Source organism: Streptomyces lydicamycinicus (genome assembly GCF_000829715.2).
GTDB lineage: Bacteria > Actinomycetota > Actinomycetes > Streptomycetales > Streptomycetaceae > Streptomyces > Streptomyces lydicamycinicus.
Map to the genome: position 1 here is coordinate 586,368 of NZ_BBNO01000004.1, position 19,886 is coordinate 606,253.

Here is a 19,886-nt window from a genome sequence, read left to right on the forward strand (position 1 = left end):
TACGACATGAATCGGACACCCTCGTCCGCCACCCCCGCGCGCGAGCAGACCGACGCGGTTCAGGGCGCGGGCCCCGAAGGCGGCTCCACGCTGTCCAACGGACTCAAGCAGCGCCACCTCTCGATGATCGCCCTGGGCGGGGTGATCGGCGCGGGCCTGTTCGTCGGCTCGCGCGAGGGCATCGCGGCGGCCGGCCCCTCGATCGTGCTGGCCTACGCCGTCTCCGGCGCCCTGGTCATGCTGATCATGCGGATGCTCGGTGAGATGGCCGCGGCCAATCCGGCCTCCGGCTCCTTCTCCGTGCACGCCGAGCGCTCCATAGGCTCCTGGGCCGGGTTCACGGTCGGCTGGATGTTCACCGCGCTGCTGTGTGTGGCGGTGGCCGCCGAGGCGATGGGCGCCGCGGACGTCATGGTCCAGTGGTTCCCGGGCTCCGAGCCCTGGATGTGGGTCCTGCTCTTCATGGTGATCTTCACCGGGACCAACCTGGCCGCGGTCAGCAACTTCGGTGAGTTCGAGTTCTGGTTCGCCGCCCTGAAGGTCGCGGCGATCGGCATCTTCCTGGTCCTGGGCGTGCTGGCCATCTTCGGCCTGCTGCCCGGCACTTCCGCACCCGGCACCACCCACCTCACCGGTGACGGCGGTTTCCTGCCCAAGGGCGTCGACGGCCTGATGGTCGGTCTGCTGGCCTCGGTGTTCGCCTACGGCGGTCTGGAGACGGTGACCATCGCGGCCGCCGAGTCCAAGGACCCGGTCCGCGGAGTGGCCGCCGCGGTGCGCACCGCGATGTGGCGGATCGCCCTCTTCTACGTCGGCTCGATGGCCATCATCGTCACGGTCATCCCCTGGAGTGCCCCCTCCATCGCCAAGAGCGGCCCCTACGTGGCGGTCCTGGACTACCTCAAGATCCCGGCGGCCGGCCAGGTCATGAACGTCGTCATCCTGGTCGCCCTGCTCTCCGCGGTGAACGCCAACCTCTACGGCTCCTCGCGGATGGCGTACTCGCTCATCTCCCGCGGCCAGGGCCCGGCCTTCCTCGGCAAGGTCAGCGGGGGCGTGCCGCGCCGCGCCGTCCTGCTGTGCGCCACCTTCGGCTTCTTCGCGGTCGTGCTGAGCTTCCTGTGGCCCGACACGCTCTTCCAGTGGCTGCTGAACATGGTCGGCGCGGCCGTCCTGGTGGTGTGGGGCTTCATCGCCGTCGCCCAGCTGCGGATGCGCCGGACGCTGGAGCGCGAGGCGCCCGAGAAGCTCGTGGTGAAGATGTGGGCCTTCCCGGTCCTGACCTGGGTGGCCCTGGCGGGCATCGTCGCCGTGCTGCTGCTGATGCTGCGCGATGAGAACCAGCGCATCCAGCTGCTGTTCACCGGCGGATTCGGCGGGGTGCTGACGGTGATCGGCCTGATCCGGCAGCGGGCGCTGGGCCGGGACGCGGGCCTGTCCAAGGAGTAGCGCTCCCCCACTCCCCACACGGCGGGGCGGGACCTCATTCCGAGGTCCCGCCCCGCCTCCGTCTTTGGGACCAGGTCGGTCCCCGCAACCGGCCGGTGATCACTCCTGCTGATAGCGTGCTCTTGCACATTGATTGCAACTACTGCTTGTAAGCAGCTTGGAGGCGGGATCGGCATGGCGACCTACACACTTCCGGAACTCCCCTACGACTACGCGGCACTGGCCCCGGTCATCAGCCCCGAGATCATCGAGCTGCACCACGACAAGCACCACGCGGCCTATGTGAAGGGGGCGAACGACACCCTGGAGCAGCTCGCCGAGGCGCGCGACAAGGACCAGTGGGGCAGCATCAACGGCCTGGAGAAGAACCTCGCGTTCCACCTCTCCGGCCACATCCTGCACAGCATCTACTGGCACAACATGACCGGTGACGGCGGCGGCGAGCCGCTGGAGAAGGACGGTGTGGGCGAGCTGGCCGACGCGATCGCCGAGTCCTTCGGCTCGTTCGCGAAGTTCAAGGCCCAGCTGACGAAGGCCTCCGCCACCACCCAGGGTTCCGGCTGGGGCGTCCTCGCCTACGAGCCGGTCACCGGCCGGCTGATCGTCGAGCAGATCTACGACCACCAGGGCAACGTCGGCCAGGGCTCGGTCCCGATCCTGGTCTTCGACGCCTGGGAGCACGCCTTCTACCTCCAGTACAAGAACCAGAAGGTGGACTTCATCGAGGCCATGTGGCAGGTCGTGAACTGGCAGGACGTCGCCAAGCGGTACACGTCCGCCAAGCAGCGCGCGAACAACCTGCTGCTGGCCCCGTAACGGCGTTACAGACGTCCCGCCTCGTGATCGTCTTCTCACCTTTCGCCTGGCGGGCGGATTGACGGAGCGCCCCCGCACGTCCGATACGTGCGGGGGCGCTCCCATGTGTCTCAGCCGCAGGTGTCTCAGTCGAAAATCGGGCCCTGCGTCCGCGTCCGCTTGATCTCGTAGAAGCCCGGGATGGACGCGACCATCAGCGTCCCGTCCCACAGCTTGGCGGCCTCCTCGCCCTTGGGGGCCGGGGTGACGACCGGGCCGAAGAAGGCGATCTGCTCGCCGTCGTGACCGGGCACGGCGATGACGGGCGTGCCGACCTCCTGGCCGACCAGGTCGATGCCTTCCTTGTGGGAGGCGCGCAGCTCCTTGTCGTAGGCGTCGGAGTCCGCCGCGTCGGCCAGCTCGGCGGGCAGGCCGGCCTCCGCGAGGGCGTCCACGATCGTCTCGCGGGTCCGCTCCAGGCCGCGGTTGTGGAAGCGGGTGCCGAGCGCGGTGTAAAGGGGGCCGAGCACCTCGCTGCCGTGCTGCTGCTCGGCGGCGATGCACACCCGCACCGGGCCCCAGGCGGTCTTCAGCAGCTCGCGGTACTCCTCGGGCAGCTCGTCGAGCCGGTCCTCGTTCAGCACCGCCAGGCTCATCACATGCCAGCGCACCTCCACCGGGCGCACCTTCTCCACCTCCAGCATCCAGCGGGAGGTCATCCACGCCCACGGGCACAGCGGGTCGAACCAGAAGTCTGCGGGGGTCTTCGCGGTCTCGGACACGGGGTCTCCTCTTCATGGCTGTGCACGTCGGTCGACGGTGTTGTTCCTGGAAGGTTCAACCAAGGGCGGGCGTGCCATGATTCCCCGTGTTCGATATTCGAGACGAGGACGAAGGAGTCACGTCGTGCCAGGTGAGAATCTGTCCCGGGACGAAGCACGTGAGCGGGGCCGGCTGCTGAGCGTCGACGCCTACGACGTGGCGCTGGATGTCCGCTCAGCGGTCGCCGGTGACGCCTCGGCCGAGACCTTCCGCTCCCGCACGACGCTCCGCTTCCGCTGCGCCGAGCCCGGCGCCTCGACCTTCGCGGACCTGCTGGCTCCCTCGGTCACCTCGGTCACCCTCAACGGCCGGGAGCTGGACCCTGCGACGGTGTTCGACGGCACCCGGATCACGCTGGACGGGCTGGCCGCCGAGAACACCCTCGTCGTCGACGCCCAGTGCGCCTACAGCCGGACCGGTGAGGGCCTGCACCGCTTCGTGGACCCCGAGGACGGCGAGGTCTACCTCTACACGCAGTACGAACCGGCCGACTCCCGCCGGGTCTTCGCCAACTTCGAACAGCCCGATCTGAAGGCCCCGTTCACCTTCGAGGTGACCGCGCCCGAGGGCTGGCTGGTGGTCAGCAACGGCGCGCAGGAGGGCGGGGCCGAGGACGGCCGGCACCGTTTCGCGACGACGAAGCCGATCTCGACGTACATCACGGCCGTGGTCGCCGGCCCGTACCACTTCGTCTCCGACACCTACCGCCGCACCTTCGAGGACGGCACCGAGCTGGAGATTCCGCTGGGCGCGCTGTGCCGCAAGGGGCTGGCGAAGCACTTCGACGCGGACGACGTCTTCACCGTCACCAAGCAGGGCCTGGACTTCTTCCACGACCACTTCGACTTCCCGTACCCGTTCGGGAAGTACGACACCGCCTTCGTCCCGGAGTACAACCTCGGGGCGATGGAGAATCCGGGCTGTGTCACCTTCCGCGAGGAGTTCATCTTCCGCGGCAAGGTCACCGAGGCGTCCTACGAGCGCCGGGCCAACGTCATCCTGCACGAGATGGCGCACATGTGGTTCGGCGATCTGGTCACCATGCAGTGGTGGGACGACCTGTGGCTGAAGGAGTCCTACGCGGACTTCATGGGCGCCTTCGCGCTGGTGGAGGCGACGCGCTTCCGGGGCGGCTGGATCACCTTCGCCAACCGCCGCAAGTCCTGGGCCTACCGCGCCGACCAGCTGCCCTCCACCCATCCGGTCACCGCCGACATCCGTGACCTGGAGGACGCCAAGCTCAACTTCGACGGCATCACCTACGCCAAGGGCGCCGCGGTCCTCAAGCAGCTGGTGGCCTACGTGGGGCAGGAGGCGTTCCTGGAGGGCGCCCGGCGCTACTTCAAGCGGCACGCCTACGGCAACACCCGGCTGACGGATCTGCTGACGGTGCTGGAGGAGACGTCCGGGCGGGACCTGGCGAGCTGGTCACGTGCCTGGCTGGAGACCGCGGGCGTCAACTCCCTCACCCCGCAGGTCACTTACGACGCGCAGGACCGGATCACCGAGCTGAGCATCCTCCAGGAGGCCGCCGAGGAGCGGCCGGAGCTGCGGCCGCACCGGGTCGCGGTGGGGCTCTACCGACGCCAGGGCACGGACCCGGCGCTGGTGCGCTACGCCCGTGCCGAGGTGGATGTCTCCGGGCCGCGGACGGCCGTGCCGGAGCTGTCCGGGGCCGAGCGGCCCGAGCTGATCCTGGTCAACGACGACGATCTGACGTACGGCAAGGTCCGTTTCGACGAGGGGTCGCTGGCCACCCTGCGGGCCCGGCTCGGCGACCTGGCCGACCCGATGGCGCGGGCGCTGTGCTGGGCCGCGCTGTGGGGGCTGACCCGGGACGGGCTGATGCCGGCCCGCGACTACCTCGACCTGGTGCGGCGGTTCGCGGGCCAGGAGACCGACATCGGGGTGCTCCAGTCGCTGCACGGGCAGTCCCGGACGGCGCTGGAGTACTACTCCGCGCCGGACCGCCGGGAGCCCGCCGCGCGGGAGCTGGCCGAGGGCGCGCTGCACGAGCTGCGGCTGGCCGAGCCCGGCAGCGGCCATCAGCTCACCTGGGCCCGGCACTTCGCCGCCCTCGCGGCCACCCCCGCCGATCTCCAGCTGCTCCAGGGCCTGCTGGACGGTACGGCGAAGATCGACGGCCTGGACGTGGACCAGGAGCTGCGCTGGACCCTGCTGGAGCCGCTGGCCGCCCACGGCGTCGCGGACGAGGCACAGCTCGCCGCCGAGCTGGCCCGGGACGACACCGCGTCCGGCAAGCGCCACCAGGTGCGCTGTCTGGCCGCCCGCCCCTCGGCCGGGGTCAAGGCGCAGGCGTGGGCGGACGTGGTGGACTCCGACGCGCTCTCCAACGCCCTGGTGGAGGCGTCGATCGCCGGGTTCGCGCAGCCGGGGCAGCGGGAGCTGCTGGCCCCGTACGCCCCGCGCTACTTCGCGGAGATCGAGCGGGTGTGGCGGGAGCGTTCCATCGAGATCGCGATGGATGTGGTGCGCGGGCTGTTCCCGGCCTCGCTGGTGGAGCGGTCCACGCTGGAGGCGGCGGACCGCTGGCTGGCGGAGCACGGGCAGGCGGCGCCTGCCCTGCGCCGGCTGGTGCTGGAGGAGCGGGACGATCTGGCCCGGGCGCTGCGGGCACAGGCTTGTGACGAGGCGGCCGGGGCGCGGCCGTAACCCCCGTGTCGACCAGCCTCTTTCGGCAGTCGAACGCCCGTACTTTAGTACAGGGTTGTCCGGTTTGTGATACGGGCGTGTAACAGCGGTTAGGGGGCGGAGCGGGGGCGGGAATCGACCCGTCATGAACCACGACACCCCGCTCTCCCCCCTCCCCCTCCAGCACCTGACCGCCTCCCGGTGCCGGGTGATGACCACCCGTCAGCTGCGCGAGCACGGCATCGCCGCCGCGGAGACCACCGAACGCTGCCGCCCCGGCGGCGGCTGGCAGCAGGTGCTCCCGGGCATCTATCTGCTGCACCCGGGCCCGCCCACCAGCGAGGAGCGGCTGCACGCGGTCCTGCTGTACGCCAGTCACCGGGGGCCGGGTGTCCCCCGGCAAACCGGTCCGTCGGGAGACGCCCCGGAGGCGATGATCACGGGTCTGGCGGCGCTGGCCCTGCACGGCTTCACCGAGGCGCCCCCGCTGCTCGCCCTGAACCGCATCGAGGTGCTGGTCTCCCGCACCCGGCGGCTGCGCTCCACCGGCTTCGCGCGGATCCTGCGGGCGGTGGAGCTGCCCGTCCCCCAGGACCTCACCGGGGTGCCGGCCGCGCCGGTGCCGCGGGCGCTGGCCGACGCGGTCGGCGCGCTCACCGACGCCGCGACGGTGCGCCGGCTGCTGACCGAGGCGGTACGCGGCGGCCACTGCGAGGCGAGCGCGGTGGTGCGGGAGCTGAGCCGGGCCCGGCTGCTGACCCGGCCGCATGTGGTCGACGCGGTGGACACCCTGCTGGCCGAGGGCCGGGCACTGGCCGAGCAGCAGCTGTACGCCATGGTGCGGGCGCACGGGCTGCCCGACCCGCTGTGGAACGTCGATCTGCGGCTGCCGGGCGGGCCGCAGCTGGGCGGTGTGGACGCCTTCTGGCCGGAGCACTCGGTGGCCCTGGAGATCGACACCCGGGCGCCGCGCGCCGAGGAGGACCCGCTGCACTCCCCGTTCTTCCAGAAGCGCGAGCATCTGGAGCGGCTGGGCATCACCGTCGTCCGCTGTCTGCCCCGCACCCTGCGGCAGTCCCCGGAGCAGCAGGCCGCGGTGGTCCGGACGGCTCTGATGGCCGCCGGGGACCGGGAGCCGGGTGCGTATGTGGTGGTGCTGCCGCGCTGACGGCCGCGGGCCCGTCAGCGCTTGAGCAGCAGCTCGACGTTGCGGTCCCGGGCCGTGCCCGCGAGGTCCGTACGGGACTGGGGCGCGTTGAAGGACAGCTCGCGGTAGAGCGCGGCCAGGCCGGTCTGCGAGAGGTCGGTGAAGTCCGTGCGGTGCGGGGCGGCCGACTCGACCAGGGTGGTGAACAGCGACAGCGTGCCGTCGTGGTTGTCCACCAGCTCGATGACCCGGGCCAGTTGCGGGAAGTCGATGTGCGAGGCGGTGGAGATCTCCCAGAAGCCGTCGTGCGCGATGATCTCGTTCTTGTGGCTGTGGCCGTTGATCCAGCCGACGACGCCGGGGTGGGCGGCCAGCACCTCGACCAGCTCCGCTCCGGTGTGCCGCTTCTCCTGCGGCCGGGCCGGGTCGGGGCGGGTGTTGTTCATCGACTTGCTGGTGTGGTGGCTGAAGACCAGCACATGGGCCTTCTCGCCCTTCTCGTTCTCCTTGAGGGTCCGCTCCAGCCAGCGCAGCTGGGCGTCGCCCACCGAGCCGGTGTAGTGGCCGCCGGGGTCGGTGGTGTCCAGGCTGATGCCCAGGACGTCGTCGGAGATCCGGAAGCTGTAGTAGAGGCGGTTCCCGTCCAGGTGTGCGGCGGTGTAGCCGTGGCCGTGCGGGCCGTGGCCGGTGTGCGCCGGGTCCAGGTGGGCGCGCAGGTATTCGGTCCGGGTGAAGGGGGCGCGCCGCTCGTCGGGGGTGACCCGCCGGGCCTGCTTGGCGTGTGACGTCAGCAGCCGCTTGAAGTCCTCCCCCTTGGGGTCGAGGCCGTCCTTGACCGCTTTCCACACCTTCGCGGCCTCGGCGGCGGGCAGCGACTCCAGCTTGCGTTCCCCGGTGGCGATCTCGGCCCAGAAGGGGTCACCGGGCGCGTAGCAGCCGCCGGGCAGCGAGTCGTGGTTGCCGACCGTGGAGTACCAGGGCAGCCGCAGACCGGGGCTGTGCACGGTGCGGATCGCCGCCTCCAGGAACCCGTCCAGCCGCGGGAAGCCCAGCTCCTTGTCGGCGTCGCGCATCGCGCTGTCGGGCTGCCAGTACAGCTTCAGCCCGCTGTCCTGGACGCCTTCGTAGCGGCGCCGGTCGCCGGAGTTGGGGGTGATCTTTCCGCCGCTCATCGCGGTCAGGTACCACTCCAGCTCCAGCTTGGAGTTGTTGTCGGTGTTGTCGCCGGTGGTCATCACGAAGGACAGCGGGGCGCCGGTGGCGGGCCCCCCGGGCAGCGCGTTGACCCGCTCGATCAGCGAGACGACCCCGGCCACGGACAGCGCCTCCTGCGGCCGCCAGGCGCTGGCGGTCTCGGCGCGCAGGTACTCGTAGCGCAGCGGGCTCTGCACATCGACCAGGTGCAGATCGGTGAACTGCACGAACGAGGCCAGCGCGGTCCGCCGGCCGTCCCGCCCGCCGTGCGCGGTGCCCAGCTCCGTGCGGACCACCCGGTCCCAGGCGGGGCCGTCGCCGAGCCGGCGGTAGCCTCCGCTGCCGCGCGGGGCGGACACGCTGCCGAGGGTGGTGCCCCGGGTGTAGGGGACGCGGGGGACGGCGGGCGCCTCGACCGGCACGGGCGCGGCCGGGGCCGGGCCGGGGCTGACGGTGGCGGCCTGTGCCGCCCGGTCCGGACCGAAGGCGAGCCCCAGCCCGGTGGCGGCACCGACGGCTCCGGTGGCGGCGAGGAACGTACGGCGGTCGAGAGTGGCGGCGGCGGACCGTATACGGGACATACGCGGGCTCCCCGGGTGCGAACGCGAAGGCGGCCGGGCAGCACAACTGCCCTGTCACCTTGGATCGTTGGCACCGGGGGTGACCTGCGCGTGAACGCCACCGCAACGCGGAGAGCCCATCACCGGACAGGGATCTGCCGGCCACCGGCCGGTCACGGAGCCCTGCCCGGGGGTGCGGCCGGAGGTCACCGGAAGTTCACCCCGCGGGGTAGCCGGACCATCCAGTTTGCCGGGCAGGGACCCGCTGTAAGCGGAACGCTACGCTCCGTATTCATCCCGCCGTCGACCCGCCACGGAATGGAACGGATTGGACAAGGCGACGGGTATCACACACATGATGGAGGCAGTACTGAGCAGGTGTTCCGAGCAGACACCCGAGCCAGGCCAGAAAGAAGGAGTCCCATGAGGATCGGAATCGTCGGAGCCACCGGACAGGTCGGCGGCGTGATGCGAGGCATTCTCGCCGAGCGGAACTTCCCGGTCGAGCAGCTGCGGCTGTTCGCTTCGGCCCGGTCCGCCGGACGCACCCTGCCCTGGCAGGACACCGAGATCACCATCGAGGACGCGGCCACCGCCGACTTCTCCGGGCTGGACATCGTCCTCTTCTCGGCCGGCGGCGCCACGTCCAAGGCGCTGGCGGAGAAGGTCGCCGACGCCGGCCCGGTCGTGATCGACAACTCCTCGGCCTGGCGCCGTGACCCCGAGGTCCCGCTGGTCGTCTCCGAGGTCAACCCGCAGGCCATCACGGACCGGCCCAAGGGCATCATCGCCAACCCGAACTGCACGACCATGGCCGCGATGCCGGTGCTGCGTCCGCTGCACGACGAGGCCGGGCTGGTCTCGCTGGTCGTCGCCACCTACCAGGCGGTCTCCGGCAGCGGTCTGGCCGGTGTGGAGGAGCTGGACGGCCAGGTCCGCAAGGTCATCGAGCAGGACGCCACCAAGCTGACGCACGACGGCGCGGCCGTGGAGTTCCCGGAGCCGGACAAGTACGTCGCCCCGATCGCCTTCAACGTGCTGCCGATGGCCGGCTCGATCGTCGACGACGGGCTGAACGAGACCGACGAGGAGCAGAAGCTCCGCAACGAGAGCCGCAAGATCCTGGAGATCCCGGACCTGAAGGTGTCCGGCACCTGCGTCCGCGTCCCGGTCTTCACCGGCCACTCGCTCCAGGTCAACGCCCGCTTCGCGCGTCCGCTCAGCCCCGCGCGGGCCCAGGAGCTGCTGGCCGGCGCCCCCGGCGTCACCCTCGCCGACGTACCCACCCCGCTCCAGGCCGCCGGCCAGGACGCGTCCTTCGTGGGCCGGATCCGCGAGGACGAGACCGCCGAGAACGGTCTGGCGCTGTTCGTCTCCAACGACAACCTCCGCAAGGGCGCGGCGCTGAACGCCGTCCAGATCGCGGAGCTGGTCGCCGCGGAGCTGCGCGGCTGACCGCGGCACCGCACGACGGCGGGTGCCCGTACGGAGACTCCGTACGGGCACCCGCCGTTTTCGGTGTCAGGGCCGCCGGACCTCGAAGTGGAAGCAGCCGTACTCCAGGGCGCGTACGTGCACCAGTGCCACCTCCGGGTCCGCGAACGCCGCCCCGAGGGCCTCGTCGAACGCCGCCGGGGCGTCCTCCGGGACCTCCAGGAGCCGGCCGCCGACGATCTCTCCCTGGGCGTTGTAACGGCGCAGCACGCGCAGCGCACCGGCCCTCGTGGCCGGATACCGGCCGGCCGCGCCGTCCGGCCCGCCGCACGGCTCGGCGTGGAGGAACACCGGGCCCTGCTCGTCGTAGGCCCCGGGCCGTGCCCCGGTCGCGTCCGCCCAGCGGCGCAGCGGGGCGTACGAGACCAGGGCGACCCGCTCGCCGACGCGGGCATCGCGCAGACAGCAGCGCAGCAGACTGCCGACGGCGTCCAGCGGCACCCCGTCCGCACGGGCGGTGAACGGCTCGGCGGGCCGGCCGGCGTCGTCGGTCGTGCAGAGCTCCTTGTGGGCGGTGTGCGGGAGGGGACGTGCGGTGTAGGTCGTCATGGGCCCAGCGTCGTCCGCGCGGGCCGCGTGCGCTGGCGGGAATCGGACGCGGTGATCGGCGCGTGCCCGGAGCGCCGGGAGCCGGCGCGGCACGGGCGCTGCCGCACTCCTTCGATCACCACCCCGCGGGGGCCGGACCACATGGAAGGATGGCCGAAGAGTCCGATGTGATGACCCATGCGAAGGAGATGGCCGGGTGCCTGGCACAAATCTGACCCGCGACGAGGCGCAGGAGCGGGCGCGCCTGCTGACCGTGGACGCGTATGAGATCGACCTCGACCTCTCCGGTGCGCAGGAGGGCGGCGCCTCCGGGTCGGGTGAAGACGGGAGCACAGGGGGCACGTACCGGTCTGTGACAACCGTGCGGTTCGACGTCGCCGAGGCGGGCGCGGACTCCTTCATCGATCTGGTCGCGCCGGCCGTGCACGAAGTGGTGCTCAACGGCGAGGCGCTGGACCCGGGCGCGGTGTTCAAGGACTCGCGGATCGCGCTGGCGGGGCTGCGGGCCGGCCGTAACGAGCTGACCGTCGTCGCGGACTGCGCCTACACCAACACCGGTGAGGGACTGCACCGTTTTGTCGACCCGGTGGACCAGCAGGCTTATCTGTACACCCAGTTCGAGGTGCCGGATGCCCGGCGGGTGTTCGCGTCCTTCGAGCAGCCGGATCTGAAGGCGACGTTCCAGTTCACCGTGAAGGCCCCGGAGGGCTGGACGGTGATCTCCAACTCGCCGACGCCGGAGCCGAGCGACAACATCTGGCGCTTCGAGCCGACCCCGCGGATCTCGACCTACATCACCGCGCTGATCGTCGGCCCGTACCACAGCGTGCACAGCACGTACGAGAAGGACGGTCAGACGGTGCCGCTGGGCATCTACTGCCGGCCGTCGCTGGCCGAGCACCTGGACGCCGACGAGATCTTCGCGGTCACCCGGCAGGGCTTCGACTGGTTCCAGGAGAAGTTCGACTACGCCTACCCGTTCGCGAAGTACGACCAGCTCTTCGTGCCGGAGTTCAACGCCGGCGCGATGGAGAACGCGGGCGCGGTGACCCTCCGCGACCAGTACGTCTTCCGGTCCAAGGTGACGGACGCGGCGTACGAGATGCGGGCGGAGACGATCCTGCACGAGCTGGCGCACATGTGGTTCGGCGACCTGGTCACCATGGAGTGGTGGAACGACCTGTGGCTGAACGAGTCGTTCGCCACCTACACCTCGATCGCCTGCCAGGCCTACGCCCCGGGCTCGAAGTGGCCGCACTCCTGGACGACGTTCGCCAACTCCATGAAGACCTGGGCGTACCGGCAGGACCAGCTGCCGTCCACCCACCCGATCATGGCCGAGATCAATGACCTCGACGACGTCCTGGTCAACTTCGACGGCATCACCTACGCCAAGGGCGCCAGCGTCCTCAAGCAGCTGGTCGCCTATGTCGGGTTGGACGAGTTCTTCCAGGGCGTGCAGGCCTACTTCAAGGCGCACGCCTACGGCAACACCCGGCTGTCGGATCTGCTGGGCGCGCTGGAGGAGACCAGCGGGCGGGATCTGAAGACCTGGTCGAAGAAGTGGCTGGAGACCGCCGGGATCAACATCCTGCGGCCGGAGATCGAGGTGGACGGCGCGGGCGTCATCACCTCCTTCGCGGTGAAGCAGGAGGCTCCGGCGCTGCCGGCCGGCGCCAAGGGCGAGCCCGTGCTGCGGCCGCACCGGATCGCCATCGGCGCCTACGAGCTCCAGGACGGCAAGCTGGTGCGGACCGAGCGGATCGAACTGGACGTGGACGGTGCGCTGACCCCCGTACCGCAGCTGGTGGGCAAGCAGCGGCCGGCCGTCGTCCTGCTCAACGACGACGATCTGTCGTACGCCAAGGTCCGGCTGGACGAGGAGTCGCTGAAGACCGTCACCGAGCACCTCGGCGACTTCGCCGAGTCGCTGCCGCGCGCGCTGTCCTGGGCGTCGGCCTGGGACATGACGCGGGACGCCGAACTGCCCGCCCGGGACTATCTCTCGCTGGTGCTGTCGGGCATCGGCAAGGAGTCGGACATCGGTGTCGTCCAGTCGCTGCACCGCCAGGTGAAGCTGGCACTGGACCTGTACGCGGCGCCGGACTGGCGCGAGACGGGTCTGGCGACCTGGACCGCGGCGGCGCTGGAGCAGCTGCGGGCGGCCGAGCCGGGCAGCGACCACCAGCTGGCGTGGGCCCGCGCGTTCGCCGCCTCGGCCCGTACCGACGCTCAACTGGATCTGCTCCAGGGCCTGTTGGACGGTACGGAGGAGATCTCCGGGCTCGCCGTGGACACCGAGCTGCGCTGGGGGCTGCTCCAGCGGCTGGCGGCCACCGGCCGGGCCGACGAGAAGGCCATCGCGGCGGAGCTCGACCGGGACAAGACCTCCGCGGGCGAGCGGCATGCCGCGACGGCGCGCGCGGCGCGTCCCACGGCGGAGGCGAAGGCCGAAGCCTGGGCCTCGGTCGTGGAGTCGGACAAGCTCCCCAACTCCCTTCAGGAGGCCGTCATCGGCGGCTTCGTCCAGCCGGACCAGCGGGAGCTGCTGGCGCCGTACACCGCGAAGTACTTCGCCGCGGTGAAGGACATCTGGAACTCCCGCAGCCATGAGATGGCGCAGCAGATCGTGGTGGGCCACTACCCGGCGCTCCAGGTCTCGCAGGAGACCCTGGACGCCACGGACGCCTGGCTGGCCTCGGCCGAGCCGACCCCGGCGCTGCGCCGGCTGATGACCGAGTCGCGGGCCGGGATCGAGCGGGCGCTGAAGGCACAGCAGGCCGACGCGGCGGCCTGACCGGCGCGCACCGGCCGCCACGGCCGGTGGTGACGCCCGGCGGGCGGGCGCCCGGTGCGCTCCGTCCGCCGGGCGGCCGGGGGGTCCGCCGGGCCCCGCCCCCCTCCCGCGGGGCCCGGCGGAAACGGGGGTGCGGCTCAGCCGTTGAGGGCGTCGAAGCGGCGGCGCAGTGCGGCCCGGCCGGCCTCGGTGAGGGATCCGTGCAGCCGCATCCGCGCGAGGCCGCCGTCGGGGAAGACGTCCAGCCGGATGTGCGTGGCGGTGACGGCGGCCGGCAGGGCGAAGCGGTGCGGGGTGTCGGGCTGGAGCTTCGTCTTCGGCAGGATCTCGAACCAGGAGCCCTCGTCGGCCGGGTCGCCGTCGCATCCGGACAGGGCGGCCCAGCCCGCGGAGTTGCCCTTGAGGTAGGCGGTGTCGATCTCCACCGCCCGGATCTCGCCCTGCGCGGCGAGGCGGAAGCGCACCCAGTCGTTCGTGCCCTTGACCCGGCGGCGGCGGTTCTCCCAGCCGTCGTCCATCTTGCGGGAGAGATCGGGCCGGATGATCTGGGTGGGCGAGGAGTAGAAGCGGTCCGAGGCGTCCTCGACGGTGCCGCCGTGCAGGACGGAGGCCAGGTCGAGGGTGCCGAGCACATCGAGCCACGCCGGGTCCGGCACGACCTCGCCGTGGACCCGGAGGCGGGCTATGCCGCCGTCGGGGTGCTGCTTGAGGCGCAGATGCGTGAAGCGGCGCTCGACGGTGACCTCGAAGCCGTTGGCGGCATGGCCCCGCACCGGCGTGCGCGGGACCAGCTCCTCCCACTTCACGTCGCCGGCGAGCAGTTCCTCGGGGCCGGGGCTGCCGGGCAGCGAGGTGGCCTCGACGGAGACCTGCTGGGGGTAGTTGCCGCGGAAGTGGGCGGTGTCGACGATGATGCCGCGGATCACGCCAGGGGCGGCGAGCCGGATCAGCGCCCAGTCGTGGTCGTCGTCGGTGGGGAAGGGGTGGTCGCCGTCGGTGCCGCGGCGGCGCCGGGTCTCCCAGCCGTCCATGATCTTGCCCTTGTGGCCGAAGTGCTCGGGGTCGAAGACCGCCGGAGCCGGCTTCAGCAGGTTCTCGCGCTCGGCGAAGAACTCGTCGTTCGCGGCGATCACCCCGGCGCCGAGGCGGCGGTCGGCGAGGTCGACGAGCGAGGTGAAGGGGAAGTCCCCGCCGCGGTAGTCGGCGTAGGGGTCTCCGCCACCGTACGGATGGGCGTCGTTGGCGTGCGGATCGGTGGTGTCGGCGGCCGGGTTGGCGGTCATCGCTGCCCTTCGATGGGTGGAAGTGCGGACCACTTCACGGTCGCAGCGCAGCACCTCACAGGTCCATCGAAAGTTTTCGACGAATATGTTCAGCAGAACTGAAAGGTCTGAAGGGGCTGGTTACTCTCCCGGGGGCTGCGCGGCGGCCGCCTGCCGGAGTGCCGCCAGTACCCGGGCCAGGCCCGGCGCTCCTTCCGAGCCGCGCCGGGCGGCGGCGATCACATGACGGCGCGGCTGCTCACCGGACAGCACCCGCAGCGCGACCCCCTCGCGGCCGCCGCGTCCGGCCGGCGCCGCTCCCCCGCGCCCGAAGGCGCCGATGCCGCCCGCCATCGCCATCCGGGGCACCAGCGCCACCCCCATCCCCGCCGCGACCATCGCCCAGATCGCGCTCCAGTCGGCGGCGGCATGCGCCTGCTCGGGCACGAACCCGGCGTTCTCGCAGGCGGCCGTGGTGATCTGCGACCAGGGCCCGCTGCTGCCGAAGATCCAGGGCTCGCCCGCCAGATCGGCCAGCCGCAGCCCCGGTTCGGCGGCCAGCCGGTGGCCGGCCGGCAGCGCCACGTCCAGCGGGTCGGCCAGCAGCGCCACCCGGCTGAACTTGGGGTCGCGCGGGGTGGGGGCGTGCGCGGCCAGCGACAGCGCCAGATCGACGCTGCCCTCCGCCAGCAGCTCGTACGCCGCCTCCGCCTCCGCCTCCCGGACGACGACCGACAGCCCCGGGTGCGTACGGCGCAGCTCCTGTACGGCGGGGACCACCAGCGCGGGGATGGCGGTGGAGAAGGCCCCGACCCGGACCTGGCCGGCCTCCCCCTGGAGGTAGCCGAGCAGCTCCGCGTCGGCGCGCTCCAGCTGCGCGAAGACCTCCTCCGCGTGCCGCAGCACCAGCTGGGCGGCGTCGGTCAGCCGCACCCGCCGGCCGTGCGCCTCCAGCAGCGTCACCCCGAGCGCCTTGGCCAGCCCGGTCAGCTGCTGCGAGACCGCCGAGGGAGTCATGTGCAGCGCCTCGGCGGTCGCGGTGACCGTGCCCAGCTCGTGGAGGGTGCGCAGGATGCGCAGCTTTTTGAGGTCCCAGTCGGCCATGCGGGCAGCGTACGCATCCGCCGCCCCGGTCACCGCCGCCGTGGACGGTGACGCGGAACGGCCGTGCCGCCTCAGCCGCGGTTGGCCTTGCGGCGGGCGAGGATGGCCGCCTGGCGCTCGTCGAACTTCCGTGCCTGGCCGTCGAGGCCGTCCATGAACAGCCCCAGCTCCTCCTGCGCCGCCAGCCCGGCCGGGCCCAGCCCGCCGATCTCCAGCACCTTCAGGAAGCGCAGCACCGGCTGGAGCACATCGTCGTGGTGGATGCGCAGGTTGTAGATCCCGCCGAGGGCCATCCGGGCGGCGGACCGCTCGAAGCCGGGCATCCCGTGGCCGGGCATCCGGAAGCCGGTGACGACATCGCGTACCGCGCACATCGTCTGGTCGGGCGCCATCTCGAAGGCCGCACCGAGGAGGTTGCGGTAGAAGACCATGTGGAGGTTCTCGTCGGTGGCGATCCGGGCCAGCATCCGGTCGCAGACCGGGTCACCGGAGTGGTGGCCGGTGTTGCGGTGCGAGATGCGGGTGGCCAGCTCCTGGAAGGCGACGTACGCCACCGAGTGCAGCATGCTGTGCGAGTTGTCGGACTCGAAGCCCTCCGACATGTGGGCCATGCGGAACCGCTCCAGCTCGTCCGGGTCGACGGCCCGGCTGGTGAGCAGGTAGTCACGCATCACGATGCCGTGCCGGCCCTCCTCGGCGGTCCAGCGGTGCACCCAGGTGCCCCAGGCGCCGTCGCGGCCGAAGAGGGTGGCGATCTCGTGGTGGTAGCTGGGGAGGTTGTCCTCGGTGAGGAGGTTGACCACCAGGGCGATCCGGCCGATGTCGCTGACCTTGGACTGCTCGGGGTCCCAGGCGTCGCCGTCCAGCGGCCCGGGGAAGTTACGCCCGTCGCTCCACGGCACGTACTCGTGGGGCATCCAGTCCTTGGCGACCTTCAGATGGCGGTTGAGTTCCTTCTCGACGACCTCTTCGAGCGCGTAGAGCAACTGGGCGTCGCTCCAGGCGGCCTGGCCGAGCTCTCCGTTATGGCGGGCGGGGGCGATGGTCACGGGGGGAACTCCTGGGGACGATGACCTACGGGACCGTAGGTTTGACCTACGGCTGCGTAGGTTACGTCATCGTAGGTTAGGGCCGGTTAAATACAGCCCCCGCGCAAACCGGCCGAAAAACGCGCGATAGCCGCCTCGCAACCCCTTTTTCACCTGCGGAAATATCCGGGTACGACAAAGGGCGCCCATCGGTTCTTGTAACCGATGGGCGCCCTTGCGGCGTCACTGGTGCCCGGTGTCAGCCCTTGGACCCGGCCTGCTTGTGGGACTTGTCGCCCACCATGACCAGCCCGGCGATGACCAGGAAGAGAACGATGGGCAAAGCGACGTAGAGGCCGAGCGTCTCGATCACGCTCAGACCCGGACCCGGGTCGTCACCATCGTCGCGGGTGAGCGCAAACGCGGGGGACGACATCAGCAGCATCAGCGCGGTGCCGGCGGTGATGGTTCCGGCGCGCAGGACATTCTTATTGACCTTGTTGCTCACGAAGTCAACGTATCGGACGCCCCGGCGCCCCGCGCGCCCGGGGTGGCACAACCGGCGGCCCCGCCCTCCCGCGGCCTCAGCCGCCCGCGTCCCGACTGCGGTGCGGCGTCACCGGCGCCACCCGGCCCGTCCCGCGGGACTGCCGGACGGTGACCCGCACGGCGTCCGCGGTCACCGGCAGCGGCAGCGGCAGCGGCAGCGGCAGCGGCAGCGCGAGGATCCGCCGGTGCCCGATGGTGGTGCCGCGCGCGCGTCCGCCGGGTGCCGCCGCTGCGCGCTCACCGCGGGCGCCGCGCTCGCCTAGAAGCTCCCCTCCCCCAACTCCCGCATCAAGGCGTGCAGTCGGGGCGAGGCGGCCAGCTCTTCGAGGGTGTGCGGACGGCCGTCGGGGCCGGCGATCGGCAGGCGCCAGTTCGGGTATTCATCCCATGTCCCGGGGAGGTTCTGCGGGCGCCGGTCCCCCACCGCGTCGGGCAGCCAGACGCCGACCATCCGTGCCGGGGTGCGCAGCAGAAAGCGGTGGACGGCCTTGACCGCGGCCTCCTCGTCGCCCGGCCCCTCGGGCAGCAGCCCGCGCCGCACCAACTCCCGCAGCCATTCGGTGCGTTCCTGGGTGGCGCGGGAGCGCTCCCGCTCCGGCGGCCCGGCGAGCAGGCCGAGCCGTTCGCGCAGGGCCACGTCCTCGCCGGTCAGCCGGGCCGCGGTGGTCGGCAGATCGTGGGTGGTGACGGTGGCGAGACAGCCGCTGCGCCACTCCTCGGGTGCCAGGATGCGGGCCGCGGCGCCGGATGCGGGGGCGGCGTCCCGGACCGTCTCGCCCTCCCCCGCCGGGCCCGCGCCGGCGCCCTCGGCCACCGCCTCCGGCGCCGGGGCCGCTCCGGGGCCGTCCACCGCGGCCGCCCGCGCCGCCGCGTCCTCCGTGTCCTCCGTGTCCCGCTCCCCGTTCCCGTAGTCCCGCTCGAACCACAGCACCGAGGTCCCCAGCACACCGCGGGCGGCGAGCGCCTCGCGGACGCCCGGTTCAACGGTGCCCAGATCCTCGCCGATCACCGCGGCCCCGGCCCGCCGCGCCTCCAGGGCCAGCACGGAGAGCATCGCCTCACCGTCGTAGCGGACATAGGCGCCCTCCGTCGGGGGCCGGCCCTCCGGGACCCACCACAGCCGGAACAGCCCCATCACATGGTCGATCCGCAGCGCCCCGGCGTGCCGCAGCAGGCCGCGCAGCAGCTCTCGGTAGGGGGCGTAGCCCGCGGCGGCCAACGCGTCGGGGCGCCAGGGCGGCAGGCCCCAGTCCTGGCCGCGGGCGTTGAAGGCGTCCGGCGGGGCCCCGATGGACATACCGGCGGCGTAGGCGTCCTGCTGCGCCCAGGTGTCGGCGCCGGAGGGGTGGACACCGACGGCGAGATCGTGCACCAGCCCGACGGCCATCCCGGCGTCCCGCGCGGCCCGTTGCGCCGCGGCCAGCTGCTGATCGGTGAGCCAGGCCAGCCGGCAGTGGAAGTCGATCCGGTCCAGCAGCCGGTGCCGCAGCCGGGCGGTGCCCGGGGACCGTGGATCGCGCAGGCCGGCGGGCCAGCCGCGCCAGTCCGGGCCGTGCCGCTCGGCGATCGCGCACCAGGTGGCGTGGTCCTCCAGCGCCTGGCCCTGCTCGGCGAGGAAGTCGCAGTACGCGGCCCGCCGGCCCGGGCTGAGCGGCACCGCCCACAGCAGCTCCAGCGCCTCCCGCTTGAGCGCCCAGACCGCGTCCCGGTCGATCAGCGCGCCCCGTTCCAGCACCTCGGAACGGAGCGCATCGGCGCGGGCGGCCAGTTCGTCGGCCCGTAAGCGGGCGGTGCCGGTGAGGTGGGCGTACTCCGGGATGTGTGCGATCCGCAGATGGACCGGGTCGGGAAAGCGGCGCGAGGAGGGCCGGTACGGCGACGGGTCGGTGGGCGGGCCGGGGACGGCCGCGTGCAGGGGGTTGAGCTGGAGGAAGCCGGTGCCCAGGGCGCGCCCGGACCAGGCGGCGAGATCGGCGAGGTCCCCGAGGTCGCCCATGCCCCAGGACCGCCGGGACAGCAGCGAGTAGAGCTGCACCAGAAAGCCGTGGCTGCGGCCGGGGGGTGCGGGCACCCGGTCGGGCGCCACGATCAGCGGGGCGCGGGCGGTGCGGCCGCCGGGGGCCCGGGCCTCCAGTACATGGACACCCAGGGGCAGCCGGGCGAGCGCCGCCGGATCGGGCGCCCCCAGGTCCGCCGTCTCCCCGTCCCCGGTCTCGACCCGGAGGACGGTGCCTTCGGGGAGACGCGCGAGGTCGGGTGGCCGGTCCGGCCGGGCGACGACGGTGCGGGGCAGCAGGGCACGGCGCGCGTCGTCCTCGTACGCGGCCAGGGCGGTGCGTACGGCGTGCGGGGTCGAGGCGTCGACTCCTAATGCGGCGAGCACGGCGACAACGGTGTCGTCGGCGATCTGGACGCTCGTGCCCGGCGAGGGTGCGTACGACGTGGCGACGCCGTGCAGCCGGGCGAGCCGCGCGCGGCCCATGG

At 72.0% G+C, this 19,886-nt stretch carries 14 protein-coding genes; 6 read left to right on the top strand and 8 right to left on the bottom strand.

The genetic code is table 11. From position 1 onward, the window contains the following. Positions 1–6 precede the first annotated feature (6 nt). Positions 7–1,449, top strand: coding sequence for an amino acid permease (locus TU31_RS15895; RefSeq protein ID WP_042154810.1), 1,443 nt, complete (start codon positions 7–9; stop codon positions 1,447–1,449). A gap of 174 nt (positions 1,450–1,623) precedes the next feature. Beyond that, a complete protein-coding gene (locus tag TU31_RS15900; protein WP_042154812.1) occupies positions 1,624–2,265 on the top strand; it encodes a superoxide dismutase in 642 nt (213 codons plus the stop codon). 125 nt (positions 2,266–2,390) lie between these two features. Here TU31_RS15900 and TU31_RS15905 read toward each other — a convergent pair whose 3' ends face one another. Continuing rightward, a complete protein-coding gene (locus tag TU31_RS15905; RefSeq protein WP_042154814.1) occupies positions 2,391–3,026 on the bottom strand; it encodes a mycothiol-dependent nitroreductase Rv2466c family protein in 636 nt (211 codons plus the stop codon). A 124-nt stretch (positions 3,027–3,150) separates the two neighbouring features. On the opposite strand from TU31_RS15905, the gene pepN (TU31_RS15910) reads away from it, so the two are divergent. Further along, complete coding sequence (gene pepN / locus TU31_RS15910) at positions 3,151–5,739, top strand: aminopeptidase N (RefSeq protein ID WP_042154816.1); 2,589 nt, start codon at positions 3,151–3,153, stop codon at positions 5,737–5,739. A gap of 124 nt (positions 5,740–5,863) precedes the next feature. Continuing rightward, positions 5,864–6,886 carry a hypothetical protein gene (locus TU31_RS15915; protein ID WP_042154818.1) on the top strand — a complete coding sequence of 341 codons (1,023 nt, stop codon included), beginning with the start codon at positions 5,864–5,866 and terminating at the stop codon, positions 6,884–6,886. Between the two features lie 14 nt (positions 6,887–6,900). On the opposite strand, the gene TU31_RS15920 is transcribed toward TU31_RS15915, so the two are convergent. Next, entirely contained in the window at positions 6,901–8,640 is a 1,740-nt protein-coding gene (locus tag TU31_RS15920; RefSeq protein ID WP_042154820.1) for a TIGR03767 family metallophosphoesterase, read from the bottom strand. A gap of 402 nt (positions 8,641–9,042) precedes the next feature. Between TU31_RS15920 and TU31_RS15925 the strand changes: the two genes are divergently transcribed. Further along, positions 9,043–10,074, top strand: coding sequence for an aspartate-semialdehyde dehydrogenase (locus TU31_RS15925; RefSeq protein ID WP_042154822.1), 1,032 nt, complete (start codon positions 9,043–9,045; stop codon positions 10,072–10,074). Between the two features lie 66 nt (positions 10,075–10,140). On the opposite strand, the gene TU31_RS15930 is transcribed toward TU31_RS15925, so the two are convergent. Beyond that, positions 10,141–10,662 (bottom strand): DUF1203 domain-containing protein, encoded by a 522-nt coding sequence (locus TU31_RS15930; protein WP_042154825.1) that lies wholly within the window; start codon positions 10,660–10,662, stop codon positions 10,141–10,143. A 196-nt stretch (positions 10,663–10,858) separates the two neighbouring features. Between TU31_RS15930 and pepN (TU31_RS15935) the strand changes: the two genes are divergently transcribed. Further along, the gene (pepN, locus tag TU31_RS15935; protein WP_042154827.1) at positions 10,859–13,459 is read left to right on the top strand and encodes an aminopeptidase N; all 2,601 of its coding nucleotides are present in this window, start codon (positions 10,859–10,861) and stop codon (positions 13,457–13,459) included. A gap of 137 nt (positions 13,460–13,596) precedes the next feature. Here the strand turns inward: pepN (TU31_RS15935) and alc are convergent, their stop codons facing one another. The 5 genes from alc to malQ form a co-directional block, all read right to left on the bottom strand. Then, the gene (gene alc / locus TU31_RS15940) at positions 13,597–14,742 is read right to left on the bottom strand and encodes an allantoicase (RefSeq protein WP_042154829.1); all 1,146 of its coding nucleotides are present in this window, start codon (positions 14,740–14,742) and stop codon (positions 13,597–13,599) included. A gap of 120 nt (positions 14,743–14,862) precedes the next feature. After that, positions 14,863–15,825 (bottom strand): LysR family transcriptional regulator, encoded by a 963-nt coding sequence (locus tag TU31_RS15945; RefSeq protein ID WP_042154831.1) that lies wholly within the window; start codon positions 15,823–15,825, stop codon positions 14,863–14,865. Positions 15,826–15,896: 71 nt separating this feature from the next. Continuing rightward, positions 15,897–16,874, bottom strand: coding sequence for an acyl-ACP desaturase (locus TU31_RS15950; RefSeq protein WP_042154833.1), 978 nt, complete (start codon positions 16,872–16,874; stop codon positions 15,897–15,899). Positions 16,875–17,112: 238 nt separating this feature from the next. After that, positions 17,113–17,361 carry a hypothetical protein gene (locus tag TU31_RS15955; protein ID WP_042154835.1) on the bottom strand — a complete coding sequence of 83 codons (249 nt, stop codon included), beginning with the start codon at positions 17,359–17,361 and terminating at the stop codon, positions 17,113–17,115. A gap of 300 nt (positions 17,362–17,661) precedes the next feature. Then, entirely contained in the window at positions 17,662–19,884 is a 2,223-nt protein-coding gene (malQ, locus tag TU31_RS15960; RefSeq protein WP_042154837.1) for a 4-alpha-glucanotransferase, read from the bottom strand. Positions 19,885–19,886: the final 2 nt, after the last annotated feature.

What these genes read in the sequence shown, in the direction of transcription:
- TU31_RS15895 (WP_042154810.1), top strand. Translation starts at nt 7, where the DNA reads ATGAATCGGACACCCTCGTCCGCCACCCCCGCGCGCGAGCAGACCGAC.
- TU31_RS15900 (WP_042154812.1), top strand. Translation starts at nt 1,624, where the DNA reads ATGGCGACCTACACACTTCCGGAACTCCCCTACGACTACGCGGCACTG.
- TU31_RS15915 (WP_042154818.1), top strand. Translation starts at nt 5,864, where the DNA reads ATGAACCACGACACCCCGCTCTCCCCCCTCCCCCTCCAGCACCTGACC.
- TU31_RS15920 (WP_042154820.1), bottom strand. Translation starts at nt 8,640, where the DNA reads ATGTCCCGTATACGGTCCGCCGCCGCCACTCTCGACCGCCGTACGTTC.
- TU31_RS15925 (WP_042154822.1), top strand. Translation starts at nt 9,043, where the DNA reads ATGAGGATCGGAATCGTCGGAGCCACCGGACAGGTCGGCGGCGTGATG.
- TU31_RS15930 (WP_042154825.1), bottom strand. Translation starts at nt 10,662, where the DNA reads ATGACGACCTACACCGCACGTCCCCTCCCGCACACCGCCCACAAGGAG.
- alc (WP_042154829.1), bottom strand. Translation starts at nt 14,742, where the DNA reads ATGACCGCCAACCCGGCCGCCGACACCACCGATCCGCACGCCAACGAC.
- TU31_RS15945 (WP_042154831.1), bottom strand. Translation starts at nt 15,825, where the DNA reads ATGGCCGACTGGGACCTCAAAAAGCTGCGCATCCTGCGCACCCTCCAC.
- malQ (WP_042154837.1), bottom strand. Translation starts at nt 19,884, where the DNA reads ATGGGCCGCGCGCGGCTCGCCCGGCTGCACGGCGTCGCCACGTCGTAC.